This window comes from Mesorhizobium sp. WSM4846, from assembly GCF_055811415.1.
This window is the reverse complement of sequence record NZ_JBVVPZ010000003.1, coordinates 106,210-132,353: the sequence shown is the minus strand read 5'-3', so window position 1 is coordinate 132,353 and position 26,144 is coordinate 106,210. Positions and strand designations below refer to the sequence as shown.

General features: G+C 64.5%; 23 protein-coding genes and 1 pseudogene. 11 read left to right on the top strand and 13 right to left on the bottom strand.

Going from position 1 to position 26,144, the window contains the following annotated elements; genetic code table 11:
- The first annotated feature begins 8 nt into the window (after positions 1-8).
- The 3 genes from pheS to pheT are packed head-to-tail and all read left to right on the top strand — an operon-like array spanning position 9 to position 3,918.
- The gene (gene pheS / locus AC0L15_RS04580; RefSeq protein ID WP_287070983.1) at positions 9-1,094 is read left to right on the top strand and encodes a phenylalanine--tRNA ligase subunit alpha; all 1,086 of its coding nucleotides are present in this window, start codon (positions 9-11) and stop codon (positions 1,092-1,094) included.
- Entirely contained in the window at positions 1,091-1,513 is a 423-nt protein-coding gene (locus tag AC0L15_RS04575; protein ID WP_027152017.1) for a GFA family protein, read from the top strand. Before pheS ends, AC0L15_RS04575 begins: the two co-directional genes overlap by 4 nt.
- Positions 1,510-3,918: a phenylalanine--tRNA ligase subunit beta gene (gene pheT, locus AC0L15_RS04570; RefSeq protein ID WP_473495951.1), complete on the top strand. Its 2,409-nt coding sequence runs from the start codon at positions 1,510-1,512 to the stop codon at positions 3,916-3,918. The genes AC0L15_RS04575 and pheT overlap by 4 nt, the downstream gene beginning before the upstream one ends.
- 248 nt (positions 3,919-4,166) lie before the next feature.
- Here the strand turns inward: pheT and AC0L15_RS04565 are convergent, their stop codons facing one another.
- Positions 4,167-5,162, bottom strand: a complete 996-nt coding sequence (locus AC0L15_RS04565) for an aldo/keto reductase (protein ID WP_287246732.1) — start codon at positions 5,160-5,162, stop codon at positions 4,167-4,169.
- Between the two features lie 94 nt (positions 5,163-5,256).
- Between AC0L15_RS04565 and AC0L15_RS04560 the strand changes: the two genes are divergently transcribed.
- From AC0L15_RS04560 to AC0L15_RS04540, 5 genes are all read left to right on the top strand, one after another.
- Positions 5,257-6,147: a LysR family transcriptional regulator gene (locus AC0L15_RS04560; RefSeq protein WP_287246731.1), complete on the top strand. Its 891-nt coding sequence runs from the start codon at positions 5,257-5,259 to the stop codon at positions 6,145-6,147.
- A 187-nt stretch (positions 6,148-6,334) separates the two neighbouring features.
- Positions 6,335-6,913 (top strand): cytochrome b, encoded by a 579-nt coding sequence (locus AC0L15_RS04555; RefSeq protein ID WP_287246730.1) that lies wholly within the window; start codon positions 6,335-6,337, stop codon positions 6,911-6,913.
- A 70-nt stretch (positions 6,914-6,983) separates the two neighbouring features.
- Positions 6,984-7,559, top strand: coding sequence for a YceI family protein (locus AC0L15_RS04550; RefSeq protein WP_473495950.1), 576 nt, complete (start codon positions 6,984-6,986; stop codon positions 7,557-7,559).
- Between the two features lie 198 nt (positions 7,560-7,757).
- Entirely contained in the window at positions 7,758-8,744 is a 987-nt protein-coding gene (locus tag AC0L15_RS04545) for a Gfo/Idh/MocA family protein (protein ID WP_287246728.1), read from the top strand.
- 34 nt (positions 8,745-8,778) lie between these two features.
- Positions 8,779-10,437 (top strand): FAD-binding dehydrogenase, encoded by a 1,659-nt coding sequence (locus tag AC0L15_RS04540; protein ID WP_287246727.1) that lies wholly within the window; start codon positions 8,779-8,781, stop codon positions 10,435-10,437.
- A gap of 5 nt (positions 10,438-10,442) precedes the next feature.
- On the opposite strand, the gene AC0L15_RS04535 is transcribed toward AC0L15_RS04540, so the two are convergent.
- The 7 genes from AC0L15_RS04535 to bcoG all read right to left on the bottom strand — a co-directional run bounded on the left by AC0L15_RS04535 (position 10,443) and on the right by bcoG (position 18,271).
- Positions 10,443-11,384, bottom strand: coding sequence for an alpha/beta hydrolase (locus tag AC0L15_RS04535; RefSeq protein WP_287246726.1), 942 nt, complete (start codon positions 11,382-11,384; stop codon positions 10,443-10,445).
- Positions 11,385-11,606: 222 nt separating this feature from the next.
- A complete protein-coding gene (locus AC0L15_RS04530) occupies positions 11,607-12,389 on the bottom strand; it encodes a carnitinyl-CoA dehydratase (protein ID WP_091592612.1) in 783 nt (260 codons plus the stop codon).
- 1 nt (position 12,390) lies between these two features.
- Positions 12,391-14,460: an acetate--CoA ligase family protein gene (locus AC0L15_RS04525; protein WP_287246725.1), complete on the bottom strand. Its 2,070-nt coding sequence runs from the start codon at positions 14,458-14,460 to the stop codon at positions 12,391-12,393.
- 3 nt (positions 14,461-14,463) lie between these two features.
- On the bottom strand, positions 14,464-15,627 hold the full coding sequence (locus tag AC0L15_RS04520) for an acyl-CoA dehydrogenase family protein (RefSeq protein WP_287246724.1): 1,164 nt from the start codon (positions 15,625-15,627) through the stop codon (positions 14,464-14,466).
- Positions 15,628-15,631: 4 nt separating this feature from the next.
- Positions 15,632-16,705: a 3-hydroxyacyl-CoA dehydrogenase NAD-binding domain-containing protein gene (locus AC0L15_RS04515; protein ID WP_287246723.1), complete on the bottom strand. Its 1,074-nt coding sequence runs from the start codon at positions 16,703-16,705 to the stop codon at positions 15,632-15,634.
- Entirely contained in the window at positions 16,702-17,331 is a 630-nt protein-coding gene (locus AC0L15_RS04510; protein WP_287246722.1) for an HD domain-containing protein, read from the bottom strand. The genes AC0L15_RS04515 and AC0L15_RS04510 overlap by 4 nt, the downstream gene beginning before the upstream one ends.
- A gap of 28 nt (positions 17,332-17,359) precedes the next feature.
- Positions 17,360-18,271 carry a 3-dehydrocarnitine:acetyl-CoA trimethylamine transferase BcoG gene (gene bcoG, locus AC0L15_RS04505; protein WP_287051513.1) on the bottom strand — a complete coding sequence of 304 codons (912 nt, stop codon included), beginning with the start codon at positions 18,269-18,271 and terminating at the stop codon, positions 17,360-17,362.
- A 111-nt stretch (positions 18,272-18,382) separates the two neighbouring features.
- On the opposite strand from bcoG, the gene AC0L15_RS04500 reads away from it, so the two are divergent.
- Positions 18,383-19,363: a GlxA family transcriptional regulator gene (locus AC0L15_RS04500; RefSeq protein ID WP_473495949.1), complete on the top strand. Its 981-nt coding sequence runs from the start codon at positions 18,383-18,385 to the stop codon at positions 19,361-19,363.
- Positions 19,364-19,369: 6 nt separating this feature from the next.
- Here the strand turns inward: AC0L15_RS04500 and AC0L15_RS04495 are convergent, their stop codons facing one another.
- Both AC0L15_RS04495 and xylA read right to left on the bottom strand, forming a co-directional pair.
- Positions 19,370-19,579 (bottom strand): hypothetical protein, encoded by a 210-nt coding sequence (locus AC0L15_RS04495; protein ID WP_236393379.1) that lies wholly within the window; start codon positions 19,577-19,579, stop codon positions 19,370-19,372.
- A gap of 185 nt (positions 19,580-19,764) precedes the next feature.
- Positions 19,765-21,090, bottom strand: a complete 1,326-nt coding sequence (xylA, locus tag AC0L15_RS04490) for a xylose isomerase (protein ID WP_287246720.1) — start codon at positions 21,088-21,090, stop codon at positions 19,765-19,767.
- Positions 21,091-21,203: 113 nt separating this feature from the next.
- Here xylA and AC0L15_RS04485 point away from each other — a divergent pair, with 113 nt between their 5' ends.
- On the top strand, positions 21,204-21,566 hold the full coding sequence (locus AC0L15_RS04485; protein ID WP_027152001.1) for a nuclear transport factor 2 family protein: 363 nt from the start codon (positions 21,204-21,206) through the stop codon (positions 21,564-21,566).
- 35 nt (positions 21,567-21,601) lie between these two features.
- Here the strand turns inward: AC0L15_RS04485 and xylB are convergent, their stop codons facing one another.
- The 3 genes and pseudogenes from xylB to AC0L15_RS04470 form a co-directional block, all read right to left on the bottom strand.
- On the bottom strand, positions 21,602-23,056 hold the full coding sequence (gene xylB / locus AC0L15_RS04480) for a xylulokinase (RefSeq protein WP_287246719.1): 1,455 nt from the start codon (positions 23,054-23,056) through the stop codon (positions 21,602-21,604).
- An 81-nt stretch (positions 23,057-23,137) separates the two neighbouring features.
- Positions 23,138-24,453, bottom strand: a pseudogene (locus AC0L15_RS04475) (tetratricopeptide repeat protein).
- 9 nt (positions 24,454-24,462) lie between these two features.
- Positions 24,463-25,086 (bottom strand): LysE family translocator, encoded by a 624-nt coding sequence (locus AC0L15_RS04470; protein ID WP_287246717.1) that lies wholly within the window; start codon positions 25,084-25,086, stop codon positions 24,463-24,465.
- Positions 25,087-25,274: 188 nt separating this feature from the next.
- Between AC0L15_RS04470 and AC0L15_RS04465 the strand changes: the two genes are divergently transcribed.
- On the top strand, positions 25,275-26,042 hold the full coding sequence (locus AC0L15_RS04465; protein ID WP_027151997.1) for a L,D-transpeptidase: 768 nt from the start codon (positions 25,275-25,277) through the stop codon (positions 26,040-26,042).
- Positions 26,043-26,144: the final 102 nt, after the last annotated feature.

Below are 26,144 nucleotides of genomic sequence, written 5' to 3'. Positions count from 1 at the left end.
TCTGAAACATGAGTGACATGGAAACTCTCGAAAATTCCCTGATGAGCGACATTGCGTCGGCCGCCGACGAGCAGGCGATCGAAGCCGTGCGTGTTTCAGCGCTCGGCAAGAAGGGCTCGGTCTCCGAAATGCTGAAGACGCTCGGCTCGATGAGCGCAGAAGAGCGCCAGATAAAAGGCCCGGCGATCAACGGTCTCAAGAACCGCATCACCGAGGCGCTTACCGCGCGCCGCGCCGAACTCAAGGACGCAGCGATCGCGGCACGGCTCGCGGCGGAAAAGGTCGACGTCACACTGCCGGTGCGGCAATCGCCGGCCGAGCGCGGCCGCATCCATCCGATCAGCCAGGTCAGCGACGAGATTGCCGCGATCTTCGGCGACCTCGGCTTTGCCATCGCCGAAGGTCCCGATATCGAGACCGATTACTACAATTTCACCGCGCTGAACTTCCCGGAAGGCCATCCGGCGCGCGAGATGCATGACACCTTCTTTTTCCAGCCGGACGAGAAGGGCGAGCGCAAGCTTTTGCGCACCCACACCTCGCCGGTGCAGATCCGCACCATGGAGGTGCAGAAGCCGCCGATCCGAATCGTCATTCCCGGAAAAACCTACCGCCAGGATTCCGATGCCACGCACTCGCCGATGTTCCATCAGGTCGAAGGGCTGGTGATCGACAGATCAGCCAACGTCGCCAACATGAAATGGGTGCTGGAGGAGTTCTGCAAGGCCTTCTTTGAGGTACGCCAGGTCAAGATGCGCTTCCGGCCGAGCTTCTTCCCGTTCACCGAACCCAGCATGGAGGTCGACATCCAGTGCGACCGTTCGCGGCCGGGCGAGGTGCGCTTCGGCGAAGGCTCCGACTGGATGGAGATCCTCGGCTGCGGCATGGTCCACCCCAATGTGCTGAGATATGGCGGGCTCGATCCCGACGAATATCAGGGCTTTGCCTGGGGCATGGGCATCGATCGCATCGCCATGCTGAAATACGGCATGCCGGACCTGCGCGCCTTCTTCGACGCCGATGTGCGCTGGCTGTCGCATTACGGCTTCCGGCCGCTCGACATGCCGACGCTGTTCGCAGGCTTGAGCACATGACAGCGGCCCACACCGGCGGCTGCCGCTGCGGCGCCGTGCGGTTCGAGGCTTCGGCCGAACCGCACCATGTCAGCTATTGCCATTGCGGCGATTGCCGGCGGGCCAGCGGCGCGCCGGTATCGGCCTTCGTCGGCTTCATCACCGAGCAGGTCGCCTTCACGGGCAAGGCGCTGAAGATGTTCGAGAACGGGCCGGTGACGCGCTCGTTTTGCGGCATCTGCGGCTCGCCGATCGCCTATGTCGATGAGCGGCTGGCCGACCACATCTATTTCATGCTCGGCGCCATGGACATGCCGGCCTATTTCAAGCCGACGCACCACGCCCATGTGCGCGAGCAGCTTCCCTTCGTGCACATGCCGGATGACTTGCCGAGACATCTGAAGACCAGCGTGCCCAGACCAGACGGAACACAGTCATGAAATTCACCCTCTCCTGGCTCAAGGACCACCTCGAGACCGACGCCTCGCTTAACGAGATCGTCGAGCGGCTGACCTCGATCGGCCTCGAAGTCGAGCATGTCGACGACAGATCGAGCCTAAAACCCTTCGTCATCGCCAAGGTGCTGGCGGCGGTGCAGCACCCCGATGCCGATCGGTTGCGCGTGCTGACGGTCGATACCGGCGACGGCAAGGCACCCGTGCAGGTTGTGTGTGGAGCGCCGAACGCCCGCGCGGGGCTGATAGGCGCCTTTGCAGCACCCGGAACCTATATTCCCGGCATCGACTTGACGCTGACGGTCGGCAAGATCAGGGGCGTCGAAAGTCACGGCATGATGTGCTCCGAGCGCGAGCTCGAGCTTTCCGAAGAGCATGACGGCATCATCGATCTGCCGGCCGATGCGCCGGTCGGCACCAGCTTCGCCGCCTATGCGCATCTCGACGATCCGGTCATAGAGATCAATTTGACGCCGAACCGTCCGGACGCGACCAGCGTCTACGGCATTGCCCGCGATCTGGCGGCGAGCGGGCTCGGCCGCCTCGTCGGCGGCGCGATCATGCCGCATGCCGGCAGCGGCATGTGCCCGGTGAAGGTGACGATCGAAGCCCCGGAGCTCTGCCCCGGCTTCGCCCTGAGATTGGTGAAAGGCGTGAACAACGGTCCGTCGCCGAAATGGCTGCAGCAGCGGCTGATCGCCATTGGGCTTCGGCCGATCAGCGCGCTGGTCGACATCACCAATTTCGTCACCTTCGATCGCGGCCGGCCGCTGCATGTGTTCGACGCGAACAAGGTCGCCGGCAACCTTACCGTGCGCCGGGCGCGTGACGGTGAAAAGGTGCTGGCGCTTGACGGCCGCGAATACACGCTGACGCCTGACATGTGCGTGATAGCAGACCAGGACGGCGTCGAATCGATCGCCGGCGTCATGGGCGGCGAACATTCCGGCTGCGACGAGAACACCACCGAAGTGCTGATCGAATCGGCGCTTTGGGATCCGATCACCACCGCTCGCACCGGCAGGACGCTCGGCATCATCAGCGATGCGCGCTACCGGTTCGAGCGCGGCGTCGACCCGGAATTCATGGTGTCCGGCGTGGAACTGGCGACCAAGCTGGTGCTGGACTTCTGCGGCGGCACGCCGACCGAAACCGAAGTCGTCGGCTATGCCGGTCACGCGCCGAAGATCGTTTCCTTCCCGCTGTCGGAAGTGAGTCGGCTGACCGGCATAGAGGTGCCCATGGAGGAGAGCCTCGCCATTCTTTCGCGCCTCGGCTTCAAGCCGGAAGGCGCGGGCGATGTCGTCAATGTGGCGGTGCCGTCCTGGCGGCCGGATGTCGACGGCAAGGCCGATCTGGTCGAGGAGGTCATGCGCATCCATGGCGTCGACAACATCGCGCCGCAGCCGCTCGGCGCGCACGATGCCGTCAACGCCAAGATCCTGACTGTCCTGCAGGTCCGCACCCGCGCCGTCAAGCGGGCGCTGGCGGTGCGCGGCATGATGGAGGCGGTCACCTGGTCGTTCATTCCGGCAAAACATGCCGAACTGTTCGGCGGCGGCCAGAGCGCACTGAAGCTCGCCAACCCGATCGCTGCCGACATGTCCGATATGAGGCCGTCGCTGCTGCCGGGCCTGATCGCCGCCGCGCAGCGCAATGCCGACAAGGGCATCGGCGATGTCGCGCTGTTCGAAGTGTCGGGCACCTATGAGGGCGATGCGGCCGACCAGCAGCGGCGCGTCGCCGCCGGCGTGCGGCGCGGCACCGCCAAGCTCGAAGGCTCCGGCCGCCACTGGGGCGGCAATGCCGGTCCGGTCGGCGTGTTCGACGCCAAGGCCGACGCGGTCGCAGCACTTGAAGCCTGCGGCGCGCCTGTCGAGCGGCTGCAGATCGAGGCCGGCGGCCCGGCCTGGTATCATCCCGGCCGCTCCGGCACGATCAAGCTCGGGCCGAAGGTCATTTTGGGAACATTCGGCGAATTCCACCCGAAGACGCTGGAGGAACTCGACGTCTCAGGGCCGCTCTGCGGCTTCGACGTTTTCATCGATGCCGTGCCCGAGCCGAAGGCCAAGCCGACGCGGACAAAACCGAGACTGGAACTGTCCGCCTTCCAGGCGGTCAAGCGCGATTTCGCCTTCGTCGTCGACAAGGCGGTCGAAGCCGGCACGCTGACCCGCGCAGCGCTTGCCGCCGACAGGAAGCTGATCACCAACGTCTCGGTCTTCGACGTGTTCGAAGGTGCGTCACTCGGCGCGGCCAAAAAATCGATCGCCATCGAAGTGTCGATCCAGCCGGTCGAAAAGACGCTGACCGACGAGGATTTCGAGGCGCTGGCAAAGCGCATCGTCGAGAATGTGCACAAGCAGACCGGCGGCGTGCTGCGGGCCTAAGTTGCAAACCAAGAAGGGGCACCGCGCCATCTTGCCTTCTCCCCTTGTGGGAGAAGGTGGATTGGCGCGTGGCGCCAAGACGGAAGAGAGGTGTTGGACGGAGCGCGGCTTTTGCCAAGCTGGAACACCCCTCATCCGTCGCCTTCGGCGACACCTTCTCCCACAAGGGGAGAAGGCAGAGCCGCGCGAGACCTCACGCTGGCGCTCGCCCCCCGGAACTCAAGCCTGAAGGGATTTCATAGCCGCTGTTATCCATTGACCAGCGCCAGCAGCTCTTCGGTGTAGCGCTTGCCGGTGACCTTCTCCGGCGACAGGGCGTCGCCAATGGTCGCCACTTCCGCCTGGCTCAGCGCGATCTGTGCTGCTGCCGCATTCTGCTCGAGATGGCTGATTTTTCGCGCCCCGGGGATCGGCACAATGAAATCGCCCTGGTGCAGCACCCAGGCGAGCGCCAGCTGCGCCGGCGTCACGCCCTTGTCCGCCGCCATTGTCTCCAGCGTCGCGACAACGGCCGCATTGGCGGCCATGGCGTCGGCCTGGAAGCGCGGTAGTCCACGCCGCCAGTCATCGGCACCGAGCACCTCTGGCTTGGCGATCGTTCCGGTCAGCAGGCCGCGGCCGAGCGGGCTGTAGGGGACAAAGCCGATGCCGAGCTCGCGGCAGGCGGCGAACACCTCCTCCTCCGGATCGCGGCTCCACAGCGAATATTCGCTCTGCACGGCTGAAATCGGATGCACCGCATGCGCCCGGCGGATGGTCGCGGCACTCGCCTCCGACAGACCGAGCCCGCGCACCTTGCCCTCGCGCACCAGCTCGGCCATGGCGCCGACCGTATCCTCGATCGGCACATTGGGATCGACGCGATGCTGGTAGTACAGGTCGATCACCTCGACGCCTAGCCGCTTCAGCGACGCTTCGGCCACCGCCTTGACGTGTTCGGGGCGGCTGTCGACGCCGGCCATGCGCTCGACGCCGTTACCTTCTTCAAGGATTTTGAAGCCGAATTTCGTCGCGATCGTCACCTGGTCACGCACCGGCTTCAGCGCCTTGCCGAGCAGGATCTCATTCTCGTACGGGCCATAGACCTCGGCCGTGTCGAAGAAATTGACGCCGATATCGACGGCGCGGCGCAGCGTGGCGATCGCGTCCACCTCCGGCTGGCCGCCATAGCCGAAGCTCATCCCCATGCAGCCGAGACCGACCGGATAGACGTCAAGTTCATTTCCAAGCTTGCGGGTTTGCATCACGCGTCTCCTTGTTGTGAAGGCAGAGATAGCGCCTTGCACCGCGTTCGATAATCGGCTCTCATTTGCACGGGCCGTTCCAAGAAATAGATCAATGAAGCGAACGCATCTTTCCCAACTCGCAGTGCTGGCTACCGTCGCCCAGTGCGGCAGCTTTCGCGGCGCGGCCAAGGAGCTCGCCATCGCGCCATCGGCAGTCAGCCACGCGGTTTCCAGCCTGGAGGCGCGTCTTGGCGTGCGGCTCCTGGCGCGCAGCACGCGCAGCGTCGCCCCGACCGAGGAAGGCGCGCAGCTGCTCGAGCGGCTGAGGCCGGCGCTGTCGGAAATCGATCTGGCGCTGGAATCGGCGGTCGAGGCGCGCGACCGGCCGGCTGGCAATCTCCGGCTGACCGTGCCGCGCACCGCCGCCCACCTAGCGCTGACGCCGCGGCTCGGTGCCTTTGCATCGGCCTATCCCGACATCGTGCTGGAGATCGTCATCGAAGACCGCTTCACCGATATGGTTGAAGGCGGCTTCGACGCCGGCATCCGGCTCGGCGAGAGCCTGCAGCGCGACATGATCGCTGTGCGCATCGGTCCAAACCTTCGCGGCTCCGTCGTCGGCGCGCCATCCTATTTCGCGACCATGCCCAAGCCGCGCCATCCCCACGATCTCGTCGGTCACCGTTGCATCCGCTTCCGTTTCTCCAGCGGCATCGTCTACCGCTGGGAATTCGAGAAGGACGGCGAGGAGATCGAGCTGGCGGTGCAAGGGCCGCTGATCCTCGACGAGGACCATCTTATCGCCAATGCGGCGGTCGACGGCGCTGGGCTTGCCTTCCTGTTCGAGGATTATGTTCGCGATGCCATTGCCGCCGGCAAACTCATTCGCGTGCTGGAGGACTGGTGCCCGCCCTTCGACGGTTTCTTCGTCTACTATCCGAGCCGCCGCCAGATGCGGCCGGCGCTGCGAGCCTTCGTCGATTTCTTCAAGATGAGCGGGTAACCCGCCCTCCCCCTTGTGGGGAGGGTCGGCTCGCAATCGGAGCGAAGCGGAGGCTGCGAGCCGGGGTGGGGTAGCGCCCTACGAGACCCCCACCCCGCTTCGCAAAAGCCGCTTGGCGGCATTTGCTGCGCGACCCTCCCACAACGTGAGGGTGGAAGAAGGCGGCCCCGGCCATCGTTCACCGACTATGCCCGCATTAATCACAAACGACACCACCCGCCATGGCTGGGCGGCAATCGTCCTTCACTGGCTGATCGCCGCGATCTTTATCGGCCAGTTCGTGCTCGGCTTCGTCATGGTGCGGGTGTCCAGCCAGCGCACCGCCTTCGAGCTGATCCAGCTGCACAAATCCTTCGGCTTCCTGTTGCTCGGGCTGGTGATCCTGCGCATTGCCTGGCGTCTCGGCAACGCAGCGCCGGCGCTGCCGCGCTCGGTTGGGCCTTTAGAGCGCCGCGTGGCGCCGCTCGTCCATTTTGCGCTCTACGTGTCTCAGCTTGCGCTACCTCTGTCGGGCTGGGCGCTGGTGTCGGCGTCGATGCTGGAGATCCCGAGCGTGCCGTTCAACCTGTTCGTCATGCCGGACCTGCCACTCGCGGAATCGGACCCGGCGGAAAGCTTCTGGACCTCGGCGCATTGGTATCTCGCCTATGCTGGCATCGGACTTGTCGCCTTGCATATCGCCGCGGCGCTGCGCCATCATTTCTGGCTGAAGGACACGGTGCTGACGCGCATGATCACGCCTTCGTCGGATCACAGCGCGGAATAGAGCAGGCGGCTCATTCGTTGATGGGGCGAGGGCGCTAGAGAAGCGTTGCCTCCAAAAAAGGATCACGCCCATGGTTGCGCGCATCTTCGGATTTGCAGCGGTCGCCACGTGCCTTGCCATGCCTGTTTTCGCGGCGGTAGCACTCAGCGAGGCTGCCGGCAGCTACACGATCAGCCCGGCCGGCTCCAGCATCCGTTTCTCCGTCGGCAAAGCCGGCGGCGGCGGGCTTGCCGGCGCCTTCGCCCGCTTCAAGGGCAGCATCCGCATCGACAACAGCAATGTCGGGCGCTCCCAGGTCAATATCACCATCTTTCCCGAAAGCGTCGGCACCGGTCAGGGCCGCGTCGACGCCTTCCTTCGCTCCGACGCGGTGTTCGACGCCACCAACAACCCGGAAATCCAGTTCCGCTCGACCAGCGTGAGACGCATCGGCGACACGTCAGCCCTCGTCACCGGTCGGCTGACGGCGCGCGGCAAGACTTTTTCGGAAAAGTTCACGGCCGAGCTCGCCGGTCTCAAGGCAGGCACGATAAAATTCCATGTCACCGGCAAGGTGCTGCGGTCGCGCTACGGCATGGATGTCGGCACGCCGATCTATTCGAACGTCGTCGACTTCGACATGACGCTTACATGTAGAAGGGGATAGGCTTTGCAGGACCTGGTTTCCTCGCCCCCGCAAAGCGGCCCACTTCGTGGGGACGAGGAACCCAAGCTCTGCGGAGGGCAGCGCCGGCATCCGAACAAGCCGCAGACGATCGCCTTGCTCGCTGCCATGCTTCGCATTGGCTTTTTTGCCGATTTCAGGCAAACCTCCACGCCTGCAATTTGAAGAGGGAGAAGCCTGATGTTCCGATGGGGTGTTTTGTCGACGGCCAAGATCGGCCGCGAGCATCTTTTGCCTGCAATGGTCGAGGCGGAGAACGGCGTGCTGTCGGCGATCGCCAGCCGCGACCTGTCGAAAGCCCGTGCCCTAGCCGATCGGTTCGGCGCCCCCCATGCCTTCGGCTCCTATGACGAGCTGCTCGCATCCAGGGACGTCGACGGCGTCTACATCCCGCTGCCGACCGCGCAGCATGTCGAATGGACGGCCAAGGCGATCGAGGCCGGCAAGCATGTTCTGGTCGAAAAGCCGCTGGCGCTCGACGCCAGGGACATTCCGCCGCTGATCAAGCTGCGCGACGCCAAGAACGTGCTGGTTTGCGAAGCCTTCATGGTCGTCTACCACCCGCAATGGATCAAGGTGCGCGAGCTGATCGCCAGCGGCGCCATTGGCCGGCTGCGCCATGTCCAGGGCGCGTTCTCCTACTACAATGTCGATCCCAAGAACATGCGCAACCAGCTCGACCTCGGCGGCGGCGCGCTGCCCGACATCGGCGTCTACCCGACGGTGTCGACGCGCTTTTCGACCGGCAAGGAGCCGCTGCGCGTCCAGGCGACGATCGAGCGCGACAAGACATTCGGCACCGACATCTACTCCTCCATCCGCGCCGATTTCGGCGAATTCGAATTGTCGTTCTATCTGTCGACGCAGATGGCGGCGCGGCAGGTTATGGTGTTCCACGGCGAGAAGGGCTTGATCGAGGTGCTTTCGCCGTTCAACGCCGGAATCTACGACCACCATCGCATCGAGCTGCACAACCAGAACCACAGCGAGGCGCAAGTGTTTCGCTTCCCCGGCATGCAGCAGTACCGGCTGGAGGTCCAGGCCTTCGCGCGGGCGGCACAGGGCGGCACCGACCGCGTCTTCACGCTGGAAGAGTCCGTGCTCAACCAGAAGGTCATCGACGCCATCTTCCGCGCCGGCGAGAAGGAAGGCTGGGAGACGGTCTGACAATCGTCAGCCGGGGAGGAGAGCCGGGGGGAAAGTGGCTGACGATGCGGATGTGATCATTGTAGGCGCCGGCCTTGCCGGGCTCGTCGCGGCGGCCGAGCTGGCCGAGGCCGGCAAGAAGACCATCGTTGTCGACCAGGAGCCAGAACAGTCGCTCGGCGGCCAGGCGTTCTGGTCGCTTGGCGGCATCTTCCTCGTCGATTCGCCCGAGCAGCGGCGCATGCGCATCCGCGATTCGCAGGATCTGGCGCTCGAGGACTGGCTTGGCACCGCCGCCTTCGACCGTGCGGAAGATTTTTGGCCGCGCCGCTGGGCCGAGGCCTATGTCGGCTTCGCCGCCGGCGAGAAGCGCTCCTGGCTGACGCAGCGCGGCATGAAGTTCTTCCCAATCGTCGGCTGGGCCGAGCGCGGCGGCGGCAACGCCGTCGGCCACGGCAATTCGGTGCCGCGCTTTCACGTCACCTGGGGCACCGGGCCGGGCGTGCTCGACCCGTTCGTACGGCGCGTGCGCGAGGCCGAGAATAGCGGGCTGATCCGCTTCAAATTCCGCCACCGGGTCAACGAACTGGCGCGGACAGGCGCCGTCGTGAATGGCGTGCGCGGCGACATGCTTGAGCCGAGCGATGTCGAGCGCGGCCGCAGGAGTTCGCGCGACATCGCCGGCGACTTCGAGTTCAAGGCGCAAGCGGTCATCGTCGCCTCCGGCGGCATCGGCGGCAATCCCGAGCTTGTCCGCAAAAACTGGCCGCAGCGGCTCGGCACGCCGCCCAAGTGCATGATCTCTGGCGTTCCCGACCATGTCGACGGCCGCATGCTGGCGATCACCGAACAGGCCGGCGGCAGCATCATCAACCGCGACCGCATGTGGCACTATGTCGAAGGCATCAGGAACTGGGCGCCGCTCTGGACCGACCATGCAATCCGCATCCTGCCCGGTCCGTCGTCGCTGTGGCTCGACGCCCGCGGCAAGCGCCTGCCGGTCCCGCTCTATCCCGGCTTCGACACGCTGGGCACGCTCAGCCACATCATGAGCACCGGCTTCGACTATTCCTGGTTCGTCCTGACCAAAAAGATCATCCAGAAGGAGTTCGCGCTGTCGGGCTCCGAGCAGAACCCCGACCTCACCGGAAAAAGCTGGCGCCAGGTGCTTGGCCGCGCCACATCGGGCGTTCCCGGTCCGGTGAAGGCGTTCATGGAGAAGGGCGAGGATTTCATCGTCGAGCCCGATTTGCCGGCGCTGATCGCCCGCATGAACGCGCTTGTCGGCGGCGAGCCGCTGCTCGAACTGGGGCAGGTCGAGCGCGAGATCCGCGCCCGCGACCGGCAGCTCGACAATCCGTTCTCCAAGGATATGCAGATCACCGCCTTGCGCGGCGCCCGCGCCTATCTCGGCGACCGGCTGATCCGCACGGCCAAGCCGCACAAGATACTCGATCCTGCCAATGGGCCGCTGATCGCGGTCAGGCTCAACATCCTGACCCGCAAGACGCTGGGCGGCTTGCAGACCGATCTCGACAGCCGCGTCCTGGGTACCGATGGCCAGCCGGTCGAGGGACTGTACGCGGTCGGCGAAGCCGCCGGTTTCGGCGGCGGCGGCATGCATGGCTATGCGGCGCTGGAAGGGACGTTTCTTGGCGGCTGCATTTTTTCAGGCCGCAGCGCCGGCCGGGCGGCGTCGCGGGCAGTGGGGTAGGACCCTCACCAGATCCATTCGCCGCGTCCCAGAGCCGATACCGCGTCAACGATCCGGGTAAAGCTCGAGCGCGCACGACCGACCGTGTGCCGGCCTCTGAGATAGCCATGCACCAGCCCCGGCTCTTCGAACCAGTAGGCGTGACCCTCCTCCGCGACGACGCGGTCGCGATAGGCCTCGCCGTCTGACGACAGCGGGTCGCATTGGGCGGTGATCAGCACAGTCGGCGGCAGATTGGCAAAATCGGCATCGGCCAGCGGCGACAGCGTGAGATCGCCGGTGCGGTCTTCGCCGCCGGTCCTGATATTCATGTAGAAATCGAGGTCGCGGACCGTCAGCATCGGCGCCTCGGCATGGGTCACGTAAGAGCCTTGCGAGCGGTCGCCGCCAAGGCCGGGATAGATCAGCACCTGGCCGATCGGCCTTCGTGCATGGCCGCGCGTCGCATGGCTGACCGCGGCGGCAAGATTGCCGCCGGCGCTGTCGCCGCAAAGCAGGATCGGGCGCTTGTAGGTCGTCGCCGCCCATTCGAAGGCGCTGATGGCATCGTCGAAGCCGGCCGGATGCAGATGTTCCGGCGCCAGCCGGTAGTCGACCGAAACCAGCTCATAGCCGGTGCGGCTGCAAAGCTCGGCACATAGGTCGTCATGGCTGTCGAGCCCGCCGAGGATATAACCGCCGCCATGGAAATAAAGCACCATCGCCGCCGCTTCCGGCGCGGGTGTGCGGTAGATGCGGATCGGGATGGGATGCGAAGGCGTGGCAATGGCGGTGGTCTCCGCCGTAACGTTGTCTGGGTGGCCGGCAGAGAATTCACGGCACATGCGGTCGTAGATGTCGCGCTGCTGATCGATGGTGTAGTCGATCGCATCAGGCGGAAAATAGGAATTGGTCCGCTCGATGAAGGCCCAGGTCTCGGCGTCGATGAGTTTTTTGTAGTCGGTCATGGACGCTGAACGCGTTTTGACGACAGCGCCTGAGCACCCCCCTCTGCCCTGCCGGGCATCTCCCCCTCAAGGGGGGAGATCGGATGTCGCTTCGGTTTTCGCCAATCTCCAACGCTGCAAGACGGGCTGCAAGGCCGAAGCTGCCAATCTCCCCCCTTGAGGGGGAGATGGCCGGCAGGCCAGAGGGGGGTGTGACGGAGTGGCGTCATTTCAACAATACCTTCACTTCCCCTTCCACACTGGGTCGCGCTTTTCGGCAAAGGCGCGAAAACCCTCGAGATTGTCCTCCGAGCCGTACAGTGCGTCAACCGTCGGCAATTGGCGGCGCGTCACCCGGTTCATCGCGTCCTGGAAGGTGAGTGCTTCGGCGACCCGCGCCGTCTCCTTGATCGCGGCAAAGACCAGCGGCGGACCGCCGGCGAGCAGTCGTGCGATCTCCCAGACGCGATCCTCGAGCTTCTCCTTGGGCAGAACCTCGTTGACCAGACCCCAGCGATGCGCTTCGGCGACATCCATCCAGCGGCCGGTGAACAAAAGGTCCATGGCGACATGATAGGGAATGCGCTTCGGCAGCTTGATCGTCGCTGCATCGGCCAGCGTGCCGGCGCGAATTTCCGGCAGCGCAAAGGAGGAGTGATCCGACGCGTAGATGAGGTCGCAGGACAGCGCCAGCTCGAAGCCGCCGCCGACCGCCATGCCGTTGACGCAGGCGATGACCGGCTTGTTGAGATCGCGCAGCTCCTGCAGCCCGCCGAACCCGCCGACGCCATAGTCGCCGTCGACAGCATCGCCGCCGGCCGCGGCTTTCAGGTCCCAGCCGGCGCAGAAGAACTTGTCGCCGGCGGTCTTGACGATGGCGACCCGCAGATCCGGATCGTCGCGGAACGCCTTGAAGGTCTCGCCCATCAGCCGCGAGGTGTTGAGGTCGATAGCGTTGGCCTTGGGCCGATCGAGCGTGACTTCGAGGATCGTGCCCTCGCGGCGGGTGGTGATGACGTCAGACATTCTAGTTCTCTCCAAGCACCAGCAGCGCGTCGGCGATCCAGGCGCCTTTGCCTTGCGCGCAGACGATCAGCGGGTTGATGTCGAGCTCCTCGATCTCGCCGGCATTTTTCTGCACGAAGGCGGCGATGCCTGATATCGCCTCGATGGCCGCCGCGAGATCGGCCTTGGGCCGGCCGCGATAGCCTTCGAGCAGCGGGAACAATTTGAGCCGGCGCAATGCCGCCTCGATGTCGTCGCGGGTCGCCGGCAGCATCAGCGTGACGCTGTCGCGCAGCAGCTCGACCAGCACACCACCGGTGCCCAGCGTCATCACCGCGCCGAACATCGGGTCACGGGTGAAGCCGACGAGCAGTTCGGCGACGCCGTCGCGCACCATGCGCTCGACATAGAGCCCGGTGCCGAGCGCATCGAGATCATGGGCGGCCGTGCTGACGGATTCGGCGTCCCTGAGGTTGAGCCGAACCGCGTCAAGCTCGGATTTGTGGGTGACGCCCAAAGCCTTCAGCGCAACCGGAAAACCGAGCGCCATCGAGGAGATGACCGCCTCGACCGCATTGCCGGCGCGTTCACCGCTCGGCACGGGGAGCCCGGCCTCGATCAGCCGCGCTTTCGCCTCGGCCTCATCAGGCGTGACATGGTCGCCGGCCGGCGCCCCGGAAGCGGAGGTGTCGATCGGCTGCGCCTGCGGCTCGCGCCAGGCCCAGCCGATGAAGGCGGCCGCCTGGGCGGCGTCCATGGCTTCGGAAATGCCGAACAACGGCACCATGCCGCGTCCCATCAGCCCGGCGGTGTATTCCTCGGGCAGGTTTTCCGGCAGCGAGGAGACGATCGCGCCCTGCGCCTTGTTGGTCTTCAGCGCCGATTCGAAGGCGCGCAGCGTCGTCCACCAGTCGGTGTCGGAGCAGCGGTCGGGGCGCGGGAAATCGAGCACCAGCATGTTGAGGTCGAAGCCGCCCGACACCATGGCGGTGAAGGTGGCGGTCATCGCCGGCTCGTTGTTCCAGATGAAGGTGTGGTAGTCGAGCGGGTTGGCCACCGCAACCAGCGGCCCGAGCGTCGATTTGACGTGGGCGCGGTGGGTGTCGGTCAGCGCCGGGAAATTGACCCAGCGGCCTTCGGCGCTGTCGGCCATGACAGACGCTTCGCCGCCCGAACAGCTCATCGACGACAGCCGGTAGCCGGGGAGGGGGCCGGTGACGTGCAGCAGCTTGAGCGCCTCGATGAAGGCAGGGATGGAATCGACGCGGGCGATGCCGAGCCGCTTCAGGAAGGCGCCCGAGGCAGCGTCCGAGCCGGCCAGCGACGCGGTATGCGACACCGTTGCTTGCCGCGCCTGCTCGGAGCGGCCAACCTTCATGGCGATGATCGGTTTCTTCAGCTCTCGCGCCCGCGCGGCCAGCCTTTCGAAGCCGGCTACCGAATCGAACGCCTCGATATGCAGGCCGAGCGAAGTGACCCGATCGTCCTCGATCAGGCCGAGCGCCATTTCCGAAAGGCCGGTCTGTGCCTGGTTGCCGGCGGTCATCAGAAAGGCGATCGGCAGGCCGCGCTTCTGCATCGTCGTGTTGATGGCGATGTTCGACGACTGGGTGATGATGGCGACGCCGCGGCCGCCCTCGGCCAGCCTGATGCCGCCATGCTGGTCGGGCCATAAAAGCGCGCCGTCGGCATAATTGATCAGGCCGTAGCAGTTCGGCCCGATGATCGGCATCTGGCCCGCCGCAGCGACCAGTTCCGCCTGCAATCGCTCGCCATGCTTGTCATAAGCCTCGGTCTCGAGAAAGCCGGCGGCAAAGCAGACGGCGCCGCCGGCACCGCGCTCGGCCAGCGCCTTGACCACCTCGATGGTCGAATGCCGGTTGACGCCGACAAAGGCGGCGTCCGGGGCGCCGGGCAGGTCGGCCACCGAACGGTAGGCCTTGCGACCGGCGACTTCGTCCTTGGTCGGGTGCACCGGCCAGATCGCGCCGGCAAAGCCCATCTTGATCGACTGCGCGACGACGGCGGCGGCCTGTGCGCCGCCGAACACGGCAATCGTGCGCGGGCGCAAGAGGCGCTCAAGTTTGTGCATTTATCAGCCCCCGAACGGGCGCAGCAGCGCCCGTGAAATGATGTGGCGCTGGATTTCCGACGTGCCTTCCCAGATGCGCTCGACGCGGGCGTCGCGCCAGATGCGTTCCAGCGGCAGATCGTCCATCAGCCCCATGCCGCCATGGATCTGGATCGCCTCGTCGGCGACGAAGGCAAGCATCTCGGTGGCCTTCAGCTTGGCCATGGCCATGTCCTGATCGGTGACGGTGCCCTGATCGTACTTCCAGCCGGCTTCGAACACCATCAGGTCGGCCGCTTTCAGTTCTGTCGCCATATCGGCAAGCTTGAATGAAACGCCTTGGAACTTGCCGATCTGCTGGCCGAACTGCTGGCGCTGCGCGGCGTATTCGATCGCATGGCCAAGCGCCCGCTCGGCCCGGCCGAGACAGGTCGCGCCGACCTGCAGGCGGGTTGCGCCAAGCCACGAATTGGCGACGTCGAAACCCTTGTGGACCTCGCCCAGAACCTGGCCTCCGGGTAGCCGGCAATCGTCGAATTCGAGGATGGCGTTGGTGTAACCGCGGTGCGAGACGTTGCGGTAGCCGTCACGCACCGTAAAACCCTTGGTGCCCTTGTCGACGAAGAAGGCGGTGATCTTCTTGCGTTTTCCACGCGGCGTCTCCTCTTCGCCCGAAGCCATGAAGACGATGGCGAAATCGGCAAGATCGGCATGGCTGATGAAGTGTTTGGTGCCGTTCAGCACCCAGTCGTCGCCGTCCTGAACCGCGGTCGCCTTCATGCCGCGCAGATCGGAGCCGGCGCCCGGCTCGGTCATCGCCAGGCAATCCCATTTCTCGCCGCGAATGCAGGGATAAAGATACTTTTCGCGCTGCTCCGGCGTGCCGGCCAAGAGGATATTGGAAGGCCGCGCCACGCAGGTCCAGTGCAGCGCGTAATTGGCGCGGCCAAGTTCCTTTTCGTAAAGCAGCCAGGTCACCGTATCGAGGCCGGCGCCACCGACCTCCGCAGGCATGTTGGCTGCATAGAGCCCGGCTTCGATCGCCTTGGCCTTGATCTCATCGATCAGCTCGCGGCGCAGCACGCCGGTGCGCTCCACCTCGCGCTCATGCGGGTAAAGCTCGTTCTCGACGAAGGCGCGCGTCGTCTCGACGATCAGTTTCTGTTCCTCGGAGAGGCCAAAATCCATGGTCTCAGCCTTTCTTCTTTTTCTTCGGCTTTTCGGCCTTGGCCTTCTCGGCCGCCTTGGAGGCGGTGGGCTTCTTCGCCGCAAGCTTGGCGAGCTGCTTGGTATAGTCCTTGTGCAAGGCGCCGGCGCCCCAGCCTTTGCCTCTGTTCTGCTTCGACAGCGCATCCATGATGGCGACCAGATTGTCGTCGCGGATCTTTTCGAGCTCGCGGATCGACAGGCCATCCGCCTGATCGTCCGACTGCGTGGCGATCAGGTCGACCAGTTCGTCGTTGAACTCCGGCACATCCATCAGCTTGGTCCACGGCCATTTCAGGCACGGCCCGAACTGCGCCATGAAATGGCGCATGCCGGCCTCGCCGCCGGCGACGCGGTAGACCTGGAACATGCCCATCTGCGCCCAGCGCAGGCCGAAGCCATAGCGCATGATGTCGTCGAGTTCCTCGACCGTGCAGATGCCGTCCTTGATCAGCCACAGCGCCTCGCGCCATGCCGCCTCCAGCAGGCGGTCGCCGACGAACGCCTCGATCTCCTTGCGAATCACCACCGGTTTCATGCCGATCGAGGCGTACATCTCCTTGGCGACCTCGATCGCCTCGGGAAAGGTCTGCTCGCCGCCGACGATTTCGACCAGCGGCAGCAAATAGACCGGGTTGAATGGATGACCGACGACCAGCCGCTCCGGATGCTTCTTCATCGCCACCTGCATGTCGGTCGGCTTGATACCGGAAGTCGAGGAGCCGACGATGGCATTGGCCGGCGCATAGAGGTCGATCTCGGCCAGCACGCGGTGTTTCAGGTCGAGCCGTTCCGGCACACTTTCCTGGATGAAATCGGCATCGGCGACGGCATCGGCAATGGTCTTGGCAAAGGTCAGTTTGCCCCCTTTTGGCAGGCCGTCGGGCAGCATCTGCTTGTAGGCGCGGCGCGCGCCTTTCATCACTTCGCCGACCTTGCGCGCGGCTTCGGGGTCGGGATCGAAAATCGACACGTCGATGCCGTTCAAGAGCAGCCGCGCCACCCAGCCGGCGCCGATGACGCCGCCGCCGATTGCAGCTGCCTTGGTGATGATGCTCATGCGGAGGCTCCGGTTCTTGTCCTGGCTTTTTCCAGGTCGATGAGAGGCACGCGCTCGCCGGCGCGGATCACGGTGGGGTCATAGGCCCTGCGCGCAAACACCTCGAGCACGAAGGGCCGGAAGAAGTCGATCGGCAACGTCTCATAACCCGGATCGAAGCTCGACTGGTCCCAGCGCTCGCAGAACTGGTCGCAATCGTCGAAATAGTGATGGCCGGCGAAACGGTCGCGCGCATGCGGATTGCCGCCGAGATGGTGGGCGTAATAGAGGCGCTGGAAGTCACCGTGCTTTTCCACAGCCCAGGTGCACTGCTCGCGCACGAAAGGTTTTAGGACCGAAGCTGCATATTCGTCGTGGTTGTACGGTGCGTAGAGGTCGCCGATGTCGTGCAGTAGCGCGCAGACGATCCAGTCGGTGTCGGCGCCGTCGCGCCATGCGCGCGTCGCCGCCTGCAGCGAATGGCCGAGCCGGGTGATCTTGTAGCCGGACAGCCCCTCGTCGAGTTGGACAAGCGCCTCAAGCAGCCGTTCGCCGGTCTTCGCCGCATAGTCGATCTCGTGCTCGGTAAGAAACGCGTAATCGTCGCGGTCGCCATCCTTCATTGCGGTGAATTTCACGGTCTTCATCGGCGGCTCCTCCCTACCGATTGCTTGTTCAAAGTGGCGCGCGCTTTGTCAAATTGAGCTTCTTGCGCACCTCATCGGGGCCGATGACCCTTGCGCCCATGTTCGACACGATGCTGACCGCCCGCTCGACCAGCTGCGCATTGGTTGCCAGCACGCCCTTGTCGAGCCAGAGATTGTCCTCGAGTCCGACGCGGACATTGCCGCCCGCCAGCACCGCGGCGGCAGCATAGGCCATCTGGTTGCGGCCGATGGAGAACGCCGACCAGGTCCAACTCGACGGGACATTATTGACCATCGCCATAAAAGTGTTGAGATCGTCCGGCGCGCCCCATGGCACGCCCATGCACAATTGCACGAGAGCATCCGGGTCGAGCACCTTTTCCTCGACCAATTGCTTGGCAAACCACAGATGGCCGGTGTCGAAGGCCTCGATCTCCGGCTTGACGCCAAGCGCCGTCATCATGCCGCCCATGGTGCGCAGCATGCCTGGCGTGTTGGTCATGACATAGTCGGCCTCGGCGAAATTCATGGTGCCGCAGTCGAGCGTGCAGATCTCCGGCAGGCACTGGCGCACATGCTCCACGCGGTTGGTGGCGCCGCCCATATCGGTGGCTTTCTCGTTCAGCGGCAGCGGGTTTTCTGGCGAGCCGAACACCATGTCGCCGCCCATGCCGGCGGTCAGGTTCAGCACCACGTCGACGTCTGCCGCACGGATGCGCTCGGTCACTTCGCGATAAAGCTGCACGTCACGGCGCGGCCTGCCGGTTTCGGGGTCGCGCACATGGCAGTGGACGATCGCCGCACCGGCCTTTGCCGCGTCGATGGCCGAATCGGCGATCTGCTTGGGCGAGCGCGGCACATGCGGGCTGCGGTCTTGCGAGCTGCCGGACCCGGTTATGGCACAGGTAATGAAGACCTCACGGTTCATCGCAAGCGGCATCGACTTTTCTCCCAATCAGCACAGATGGTCCCGATCAAACATGGGCCCAATCGAACAGATGGCAACAATGCCTGACTTGCCGGAAACTGTTTTGCATTTTACGAAGTGCGTATGATGAAAAACGAAAAGTCGTCGATCTTTCGCGCCGAACGGTTGCCGCTCAAGGTGACGCTGCTGGTGTTTTCCGGGTCGTCGATCATGTGTGTGGCCTCGGCCGTCGATCCGCTGCGCGCCGCCAATCGTATTGCCGGCGAGACGCTGTTCGATTTCAGGCTGGTTTCGGTGGCCCGCGCAGCGCCCGGGCCCACCATGGGGCGGGCCGGTGTGGGGAGCGGCCGCGTGGATGGGGGGGATAAGACCGGTGTTGGTTTAGGAGTCGGCGGGTTCGGCACGCAGAACTATGCCACATCGGCTCTGCTTGCCGGCCTGCGCCGAGCGGGGCGCGCGGCACGCGCCTGCGGCGGCGTCGAAGCCGGTACCTGGCTGGTCGCCCGCGCCGGCCTGCTGGAGGGGCGAAGCGCCACCACCCATTGGGAGGACATGGAGGATTTTTCCTCGGCCTTTCCCGATGTCGACGTCCGCCCCGACCGCTATGTCATCGACGGGCCGGTCTTCACCTCCGGTGGCGCTTCGCCGACCTTCGACCTGATGCTGCATCTGATCCGCACGCGGCTCGGCATGGCCGTCGCGCTCGATGTGGCAAGCGTCTTCATCTACGACCAGGCACGCGCCGCGACCGACGCGCAGCCTTTGGTCTCGCTCGGCCGCCTCGACGGCTACGATCCGCGGCTGGCGCAAGCCATCCGGCTGATGGAAACCCACGTCGACCAGCCCTTGACCATCGCCGCGGTGGCAAAGCGTGCCGGGGTGACGACACGTACGCTGGAAAGCATCTTTCGCAAGTCGATCGGCGAGACGCCGGGCGCCTATTTTCTCAGGCTGCGGCTGGGTGCAGCGCGCCGGCTCGTGGTCGACACGCGCGTGGCCATGGCCGATATTGCCGGGCGAACGGGGTTCTCGTCCGCCGCGGCATTTTCCAGAGCGTTTTCAAGAGCTTTCGGCGAAGCTCCGGTCAGGCTGCGTCGGAGATAGACGGGATCAGGCAGCGTCCTGGCGATCGCTTTTGCCGTCGATCTGCGAGCGCATCTGTCTCGCAAGGTGGGTCTCGAAGCGGCTGGCGACCGCGCGATCCCATTCGTTTGCACTCCGGGCACCATGCTTCGGGTGCGGCAGCGCCATCAGCCGGTCGATGATCGATCCGGCCTCGCCAGATGAGAGCAGGGCGTCGATTTCGCGTTCGTGCTGCATATCGTTTCGCCTCCTTCTTTCTGTTTCCGCCACCAACCACATATACAAGATTCGTGACGGCTGTTTGAAGGCAAGAGCGAGGCGATTGAGGGGCGGTGCGGGGCAAAACCTTGTCGTCGGTTCCGCCCTCGCGCAAAGCTGTTCCGGCCCGGCGGGTCGGTCAACAGACCTGCCGGTGCGGCACTTCAGACGTACCGGTTGACGATATTCTCGAGCAGTTCCTGGCGGCCGGATCTCGGCTGCGGCTCGATTTTCTTCTTGACGACGCGCTCGGTGATCTCCTCCAGCGTCCTCTTGCCGGCAAGCATCGCCTTGGCCTCGGCCGAATTCCAGCCGGCATAGCGCTCGGCCAGCGGGGCCGACAGCGCCTTGTCCTCCACCATGTTAGCGGCGGCCTTGAGGCCGCGTGCGCAGCAATCCATGCCGCCGATATGGCCAATCAGCAGATCCTGCGGATCGAGCGACTGTCGCCTAAGCTTGGCGTCGAAATTGGTGCCGCCGGACTTGAAGCCACCGGCCTGCAGCACCTGATAGTAGGCCAGCGCCATCTCCGGCACATTGTTGGGGAACTGGTCGGTGTCCCAGCCCGACTGGTAGTCGTTGCGGTTCATGTCGATCGAGCCGAAGATGCCGAGCGCATTGGCCAGCGCCAGTTCATGCTCGAAGGAATGGCCGGCCAGGATCGCGTGGCCCTGCTCGATGTTGAGCTTGACCTCCTTCTCCAGCCCGAAGCGTTTGAGGAAGCCGTAGACGGTAGCGACGTCATAGTCGTACTGGTGCTTGGTCGGCTCCTGCGGCTTCGGCTCGATCAGGATGGTGCCCTTGAAGCCGATCCGGTGCTTGTAGTCGACGACCAGGTTGAGGAAACGGCCGGCCTGTTCCTGCTCGCGGGCAAGGTCGGTGTTGAGCAGCGTCTCATAGCCCTCGCGGCCGCCCCACAGCACATAGTTCTCGCCCTTCAGCCGCTTGGTGACATCGATGCAGTGCTTCACCGTCGCTGCCGCATAGGCAAAGACGTCCGGGTCGGGATTGGTGGCGGCTCCCGCCATGAAGCGGCGGTTGGAGAACAGGTTGGCCGTGCCCCAAAGCAGCTTGACTCCGGTCTTCTTCATCTTCGCCGCAAAATAGTCTGATATCTCGTCGAGGCGCGCGGCACTTTCAGAAAAGTTTTTTCCTTCCGGCCGCACATCGGCATCGTGGAAGCAGAAATAGGGAACACCCAGCAGCGAAAACATGTCGAAGGCGACATCGGCCTTGAGCTTGGCCAGTTCCATCGTGTCGGTGCCACCGGCCTCGGCGAACCATGGCCGCTCGAAGGTCTGGCCGCCGAACGGATCGCCGCCCGGCCAGGCGAAGGAATGCCAGTAGGCGACGGCAAAGCGCAAATGGTCTTCCAGCCGCTTGCCGGCGACAACCTCATCGGGATTGTAGAACCGGTAGGCCAGCGGATTGGTCGAATCCGGCCCCTCGTATTTGATCTTCTGGATGTCGCCGAAAAAGCCGCTGGTCATGTCTGTCTGTCCTCTCGCAGGGTTCGGTCCTGATTACCTCAGGCGTAATTGGATTCGCGCTGGCGCTGGATGAAAAGAGTCATGTCAAAGCCAATCAACAACGGAGACAAACCATGACCGACCTCAACACGATCGCCGAAAACTACATCGCCGCCTGGAACGAGAGCGATGCCGCGCGCCGGCAAGCCTTGCTCAAGGCGGCCTTCACCGATGACGTCAGCTACCGCGATCCGATCATGCAGGGAGACGGCCACAATGGCCTCGCCGCACTGATCGATGGTGTCCAAAAACGTTTTGCCGGCTTCCGGTTCTCGCTGAAGGGCAAGCCGGACGGGTTTGGCGACACGATCCGCTTCTCGTGGAATCTCGGGCCGGAAGGCACTGATTCCGTCATCGAAGGCACCGACATCGGTGTCGTCGAGAATGGCCGCCTGAAAAACGTCACCGGATTTCTCGACAAGGTCCCGGCACAGTGAGGAAACCTCGGACCGCGGCGGGGGTGGGAAACCACTCACGCCGTGGCCGCCTTGATAGCCGGGTAAAGCAAGCGGTAGCGCTGATAGGCATCTGCATAAGCGTTGCTTAGCGCGGCGACCGGCTCGATTGTGGCATCGGTGGCCGGCGCCGTGCACACTCTGAGCGGATCGGCGCCCGTCGCCGCGATCAGGCCAAGCCTCGCTGCACCGAAGGCGGCGCCGAAATCGCCGTCGGCGGGAATGTCGACCGGCAGGCCGAGCGCGGTGGCGATTGCCTTTAGCCAGTAGTGCGAGCGCGAGCCGCCGCCGATCGCCGTTACCCGCGTCAGCGTCGTGCCGGCCTTGGCCAGGGCTTCGAGACTGTCGCGGAAGGCGAAAGCCACGCCCTCCAGCACGGCCTGGGTCAAGACGGCGCGGCTCGATTCATGCGCAAGCCCGGTAAACGAGCCGCGAATGGCCGAATCATTGTGCGGCGTACGCTCGCCGGAGAGATAGGGCAGGAAGGACACGCCGGTCGGCGCCTTCAGCGTATCGCCGAGCTCGGCGGTCAGCTCGCCGGCGCCTTTGCTTGATATCTCGGACAGCCAGTTGAGCGAATCGGTTGCCGACAGGATGACGCCCATCTGGTGCCAGGTGTCGGGCAGCGCGTGGCAGAATGTGTGCACCGCGCTTTCCGGGCTGGGCAGATAGGCCGCATTGGCGGCAAACAGCACGCCTGACGTGCCAAGCGAGACAAAGGCCTGGCCGGCGGCGACCGTGCCCATGCCGCAAGCCGACGCCGCATTGTCGCCGGCGCCACCAGCGATCGGGATGCCCGCCTGCATCCCCCATTTCGAGGCCAGTTCGCTGCGCAACGCGCCGGCCTTCTCGGTCCCTTCGACCAGTGACGGCATCTGCTTCTCGTCGAGCGACGTGGCGGAAAGCAGGTCGGATGACCAGTCTCGCTTGCCGACATCGAGCCAAGAGGTGCCGGCCGAGTCCGACATCTCCGAAATATGCTCGCCGGTGAGCCAGAGCCGCAGGAAATCCTTCGGCAGCAAGACCTTTGCCAGTTTGGCGAAAATATCCGGCTCGTTGTTTTTCACCCAGACCAGCTTTGGCGCGGTGAAGCCGGGGAAGACGATGTTGCCGGTCAGCTTGCGAAAGCGCGGGTCGGCGTCGAGCTTGGCGGCCTCGGCATGGCTGCGCGTGTCGTTCCACAGGATGCAGGGGCGCAGCACCTGGTCGCCGGCATCGAGCAATGTAGCGCCATGCATCTGGCCGGAGAGGCCGATTCCTTTGACGGCGGCGAGCTGTTCTGGATGAGAAACCTTGAGCTCGGCGATCGCTCCCTCGCAGGCGCGGATCCACTCGGCGGGGTTCTGCTCCGACCAGCCGGAGTGCGGCCGCGACACGTCGAGTGACGCGTGGCCGGAGCCGATGACGGTCTGCCCGGCATCGATCAATAGCGCCTTGACGCCCGACGTGCCCAGATCGAGGCCGAGATACATAGTGTCCTCCCATTGTCATTAATTTTTTCGGATCTCGAAAAAATCTGACTTGGCAGTTTTTAAGACAAGATTCGCCTCCGGTCAATTCTCCGACAAATCGGCAGCCCGCCGCGAAAGCAGCGCCGACAGCGGGCTGTCGGGCCGCGCCAGCGCGCGTTCCGCGGCAAGTGCCCTTGCCAATGCACGGTCGCCCGACCGCAGCGCAGCCTCGATCAGGGTCAGGTCGATGACGTCGCGCTGCGCGTGGCTGCCGCCGAAGCGGTGGGCGATCGCGCGGATGGGCCGGATCAGGCGGACCGTCTCGGCATAATTGCCGTCGCCGAACGCCTTGATGGCGAGCGTCAGGGGATGGCCGACATCCCGGGTAACGGCGGCGTTGTCGTCGTTGGCGTGCATGGCCTCGTGCTGCGCCTCGAGCAAGGTGCGAGCCGGCGTCTCTTGGCCGGCGCCGACGAGGGCCATCATTGCGTGGGCATCGTTGAAGGCATAGTTGCCGGCGCTGGCCTTGACCCAGTTGGCGGCGAGTGCCGCCCAGCGGCCGCCGACATCGACGCCGCCGAGATGCAGCCGCCACAGGATAGACGAAGCATCGACCATGTTGAGCGCCAGCGTCGAGCGTTCGCCGTAGATTGGGCCGTCATAGAGCGCCAACGCCTCGTCGGTCTCGCCGAGATCGTAGTGGAACAGCGCCAGATGCCACCAATTATGCACTTTCAGGAAGCTTTCACGCGTCCACGCGTCGGGGTTGGCGCGCATCCAAGTGATGCCGTCCCTTTGCCGGCTCTGCATTTCCATGACATGGGCGACGGCGTGCTGCGCCCAGCCGTCGCGCGGCTCGATGTCGACTGCCATGCGGCCAAGCTTTTCGGCGCGCGCATAGTCGCCCATTTCCTCCAGTCCGAACGCCTGCATGCCGAGTATGGCGTGGTAGCCCGGCATGCCGCTTTGCCACGATGGCAGCGCGCGGCCGATGCGGTCGCGCAGCATGCGGGCATTGCCGGTGAAGAAATCGATCTGGTGCCCGGACTGCAGCGCCAGCGCATCGAGCGGAAACTCGATGGCGATATCCTCGAGCAGACGAGCGGCTTCATGCCAGCGTCCTGCGGCAAGATGGCCAAGTGCTGCGACATGCGCCTGCTCGCGCGGCGTGGCTGCAAGCGGCAGTGCCGTCTCGTGGCATGTTTTGGCCACGGCTGCCGCCTCGCGCTCGGTGGCGAGGCCGAAGAGATAGCCCTTGAACACATGCGCCATGACGAAGCCGGGATCCTCGGCGATGGCGCGATCGACCGAGCCGACCGGGTCGCCGATGAAGCATTGCAGTTCGCGCACGGCCTGGCTGTAGGACGAGAACCCGTCGCGCCCGAAAACGTCAGCCCGAATGCGTCCCTGACTGCCACGTCATGTCCTCAATGGCCCGAGCGCATCGCCACTGTGGCGATGCCGGCGCCGACCAGCAGCGTGCCGCCGGTGCGGTTGAAGATGCGGATCGCCGTCGGGTTGCGAACGACGTTGCGTGCCCTTGCGGCGATCAGGGCGTAACCGAAGGCATTGGCGAAGGCGAGCGCCAGGAAAGTCGTCTCGAAGATCACCATCTGCGTCCAGAAATCGGCATGCCGGTCGAGGAACTGCGGCAGGAAGGCGACGAAGAAGGTGATGCTTTTCGGATTGAGCGCGGTGACCAGCCAGGCATGCGCCATCATCTTGGCCGAGGACACCGCGTCCAGGCGCGGCTCGGCCTTGAGCGTGCCGCCGGCGCGAAACAGCTTTATGCCGAGATAGATCAGATAGCCGGCGCCGACCACCTTCAGCAACGTGAACACGGTGGCCGACGCCGCCAGCAGCGCGCCGATGCCCAGCATCGACAGCGTCATCGCGGTAAAATCGCCAAATGCCACGCCAACCGCCATCGGCAGCGCGGTGCGCCAGCCCTGGCCGAGCGCATAGGATACGACCAGAAGGATGGTCGGGCCGGGAATGACAAGAAGGATCGTCGAGGCGGCGGCAAAGGCGGCCCAGTTTTCGAAGGACATGTTCGTCTCCTTGAGCTCAAAGAAGAGGATAAATCCTTGGGCTCACAAAGATGTAAAGGGGCAAAAATCGAAAATGCCCCTGGTTAACATCAGGCGACGGTTCTTCACGCTTTTTCAACCATGATTGGTGATAATGCACTCTATCCGGCCGGACCGTGTTTCCCGCCGACAGCGTAGGGTTTGGGTAGATGCGCGAGTTGCCGCAAGGTCTGACGCCGCCGCACAATGGCGACGAAATCGAAATTTCCGAAATCCAGCTTTCCCGCCGCGCAGTGTTGTCCGGCGCCGGTGCGCTGGGGCTGCTCGGCGTCGCCGGCTGCAGCCAGACGCTCGACCTGTCGGCGCTGCAACTCGACGGCGTCACCACCGGCGCGATCACCCCTGTCCGCCCGAGCATCAGCGTCGACAAGAACATCACCAGCCCTGGTGTGATGTATGCCTCCGTCACCGACGGCGGCTTCACGCTGCCGGAAGTGCCCTACCTCAAGGTCAAGCCGGAGTTCCGCCGCCAGATCGTCGTCGACCCGACTGGCGAGCAGCCCGGCACCATCGTCGTCCATTCGCAGGAGCGGCTGCTCTACTTGGTGCAGCCCGGCGGTGACGCTATCCGTTACGGCGTCGGTATCGGCAAGGAAGGCTTTCGCTGGTCCGGCCGCGCCAACATCCAGTACGGCAAGGAATGGCCGACCTGGAGGCCGCCGGCCGAGATGATCGCCCGCAAGCCGGAACTGGTGAAATGGCAGGCCGGGCAGCCCGGCGGCCTCGACAACCCGCTCGGCGCGCGTGCGCTGTACATCTACCAGAACGGCCAGGACACCGGCTACCGCATCCACGGTTCGCCCGAATGGTGGAGCATCGGCCAGGCGATGTCGTCGGGCTGCGTTCGCCTGATCAACCAGGACATCATCGACCTCTACAGCCGCGTCTCTAGGAAGAACCCGGTCGTCGTCGTCTGACCCTCCCGGTCATCGTCTGAACTCGAGGCGGCTGACGCGGCCGCTCGACTCTCCCGTTGCGCGATCTCGCAAGACAGGCGAATGTGCCTGCAAAGTCACTGC

What these genes read in the sequence shown, in the direction of transcription:
- AC0L15_RS04495 (WP_236393379.1), bottom strand. Translation starts at nt 19,579, where the DNA reads ATGCAGCACGAACGCGAAATCGACGCCCTGCTCTCATCTGGCGAGGCC.
- AC0L15_RS04485 (WP_027152001.1), top strand. Translation starts at nt 21,204, where the DNA reads ATGACCGACCTCAACACGATCGCCGAAAACTACATCGCCGCCTGGAAC.
- bcoG (WP_287051513.1), bottom strand. Translation starts at nt 18,271, where the DNA reads ATGCCGCTTGCGATGAACCGTGAGGTCTTCATTACCTGTGCCATAACC.
- AC0L15_RS04575 (WP_027152017.1), top strand. Translation starts at nt 1,091, where the DNA reads ATGACAGCGGCCCACACCGGCGGCTGCCGCTGCGGCGCCGTGCGGTTC.
- AC0L15_RS04545 (WP_287246728.1), top strand. Translation starts at nt 7,758, where the DNA reads ATGTTCCGATGGGGTGTTTTGTCGACGGCCAAGATCGGCCGCGAGCAT.
- AC0L15_RS04510 (WP_287246722.1), bottom strand. Translation starts at nt 17,331, where the DNA reads ATGAAGACCGTGAAATTCACCGCAATGAAGGATGGCGACCGCGACGAT.
- AC0L15_RS04525 (WP_287246725.1), bottom strand. Translation starts at nt 14,460, where the DNA reads ATGCACAAACTTGAGCGCCTCTTGCGCCCGCGCACGATTGCCGTGTTC.
- AC0L15_RS04560 (WP_287246731.1), top strand. Translation starts at nt 5,257, where the DNA reads ATGAAGCGAACGCATCTTTCCCAACTCGCAGTGCTGGCTACCGTCGCC.
- AC0L15_RS04530 (WP_091592612.1), bottom strand. Translation starts at nt 12,389, where the DNA reads ATGTCTGACGTCATCACCACCCGCCGCGAGGGCACGATCCTCGAAGTC.
- AC0L15_RS04515 (WP_287246723.1), bottom strand. Translation starts at nt 16,705, where the DNA reads ATGAGCATCATCACCAAGGCAGCTGCAATCGGCGGCGGCGTCATCGGC.
- AC0L15_RS04500 (WP_473495949.1), top strand. Translation starts at nt 18,383, where the DNA reads ATGATGAAAAACGAAAAGTCGTCGATCTTTCGCGCCGAACGGTTGCCG.
- AC0L15_RS04520 (WP_287246724.1), bottom strand. Translation starts at nt 15,627, where the DNA reads ATGGATTTTGGCCTCTCCGAGGAACAGAAACTGATCGTCGAGACGACG.
- pheT (WP_473495951.1), top strand. Translation starts at nt 1,510, where the DNA reads ATGAAATTCACCCTCTCCTGGCTCAAGGACCACCTCGAGACCGACGCC.
- AC0L15_RS04550 (WP_473495950.1), top strand. Translation starts at nt 6,984, where the DNA reads ATGGTTGCGCGCATCTTCGGATTTGCAGCGGTCGCCACGTGCCTTGCC.
- AC0L15_RS04465 (WP_027151997.1), top strand. Translation starts at nt 25,275, where the DNA reads ATGCGCGAGTTGCCGCAAGGTCTGACGCCGCCGCACAATGGCGACGAA.
- xylA (WP_287246720.1), bottom strand. Translation starts at nt 21,090, where the DNA reads ATGACCAGCGGCTTTTTCGGCGACATCCAGAAGATCAAATACGAGGGG.
- AC0L15_RS04470 (WP_287246717.1), bottom strand. Translation starts at nt 25,086, where the DNA reads ATGTCCTTCGAAAACTGGGCCGCCTTTGCCGCCGCCTCGACGATCCTT.
- AC0L15_RS04535 (WP_287246726.1), bottom strand. Translation starts at nt 11,384, where the DNA reads ATGACCGACTACAAAAAACTCATCGACGCCGAGACCTGGGCCTTCATC.
- xylB (WP_287246719.1), bottom strand. Translation starts at nt 23,056, where the DNA reads ATGTATCTCGGCCTCGATCTGGGCACGTCGGGCGTCAAGGCGCTATTG.
- pheS (WP_287070983.1), top strand. Translation starts at nt 9, where the DNA reads ATGAGTGACATGGAAACTCTCGAAAATTCCCTGATGAGCGACATTGCG.
- AC0L15_RS04555 (WP_287246730.1), top strand. Translation starts at nt 6,335, where the DNA reads ATGCCCGCATTAATCACAAACGACACCACCCGCCATGGCTGGGCGGCA.
- AC0L15_RS04565 (WP_287246732.1), bottom strand. Translation starts at nt 5,162, where the DNA reads ATGCAAACCCGCAAGCTTGGAAATGAACTTGACGTCTATCCGGTCGGT.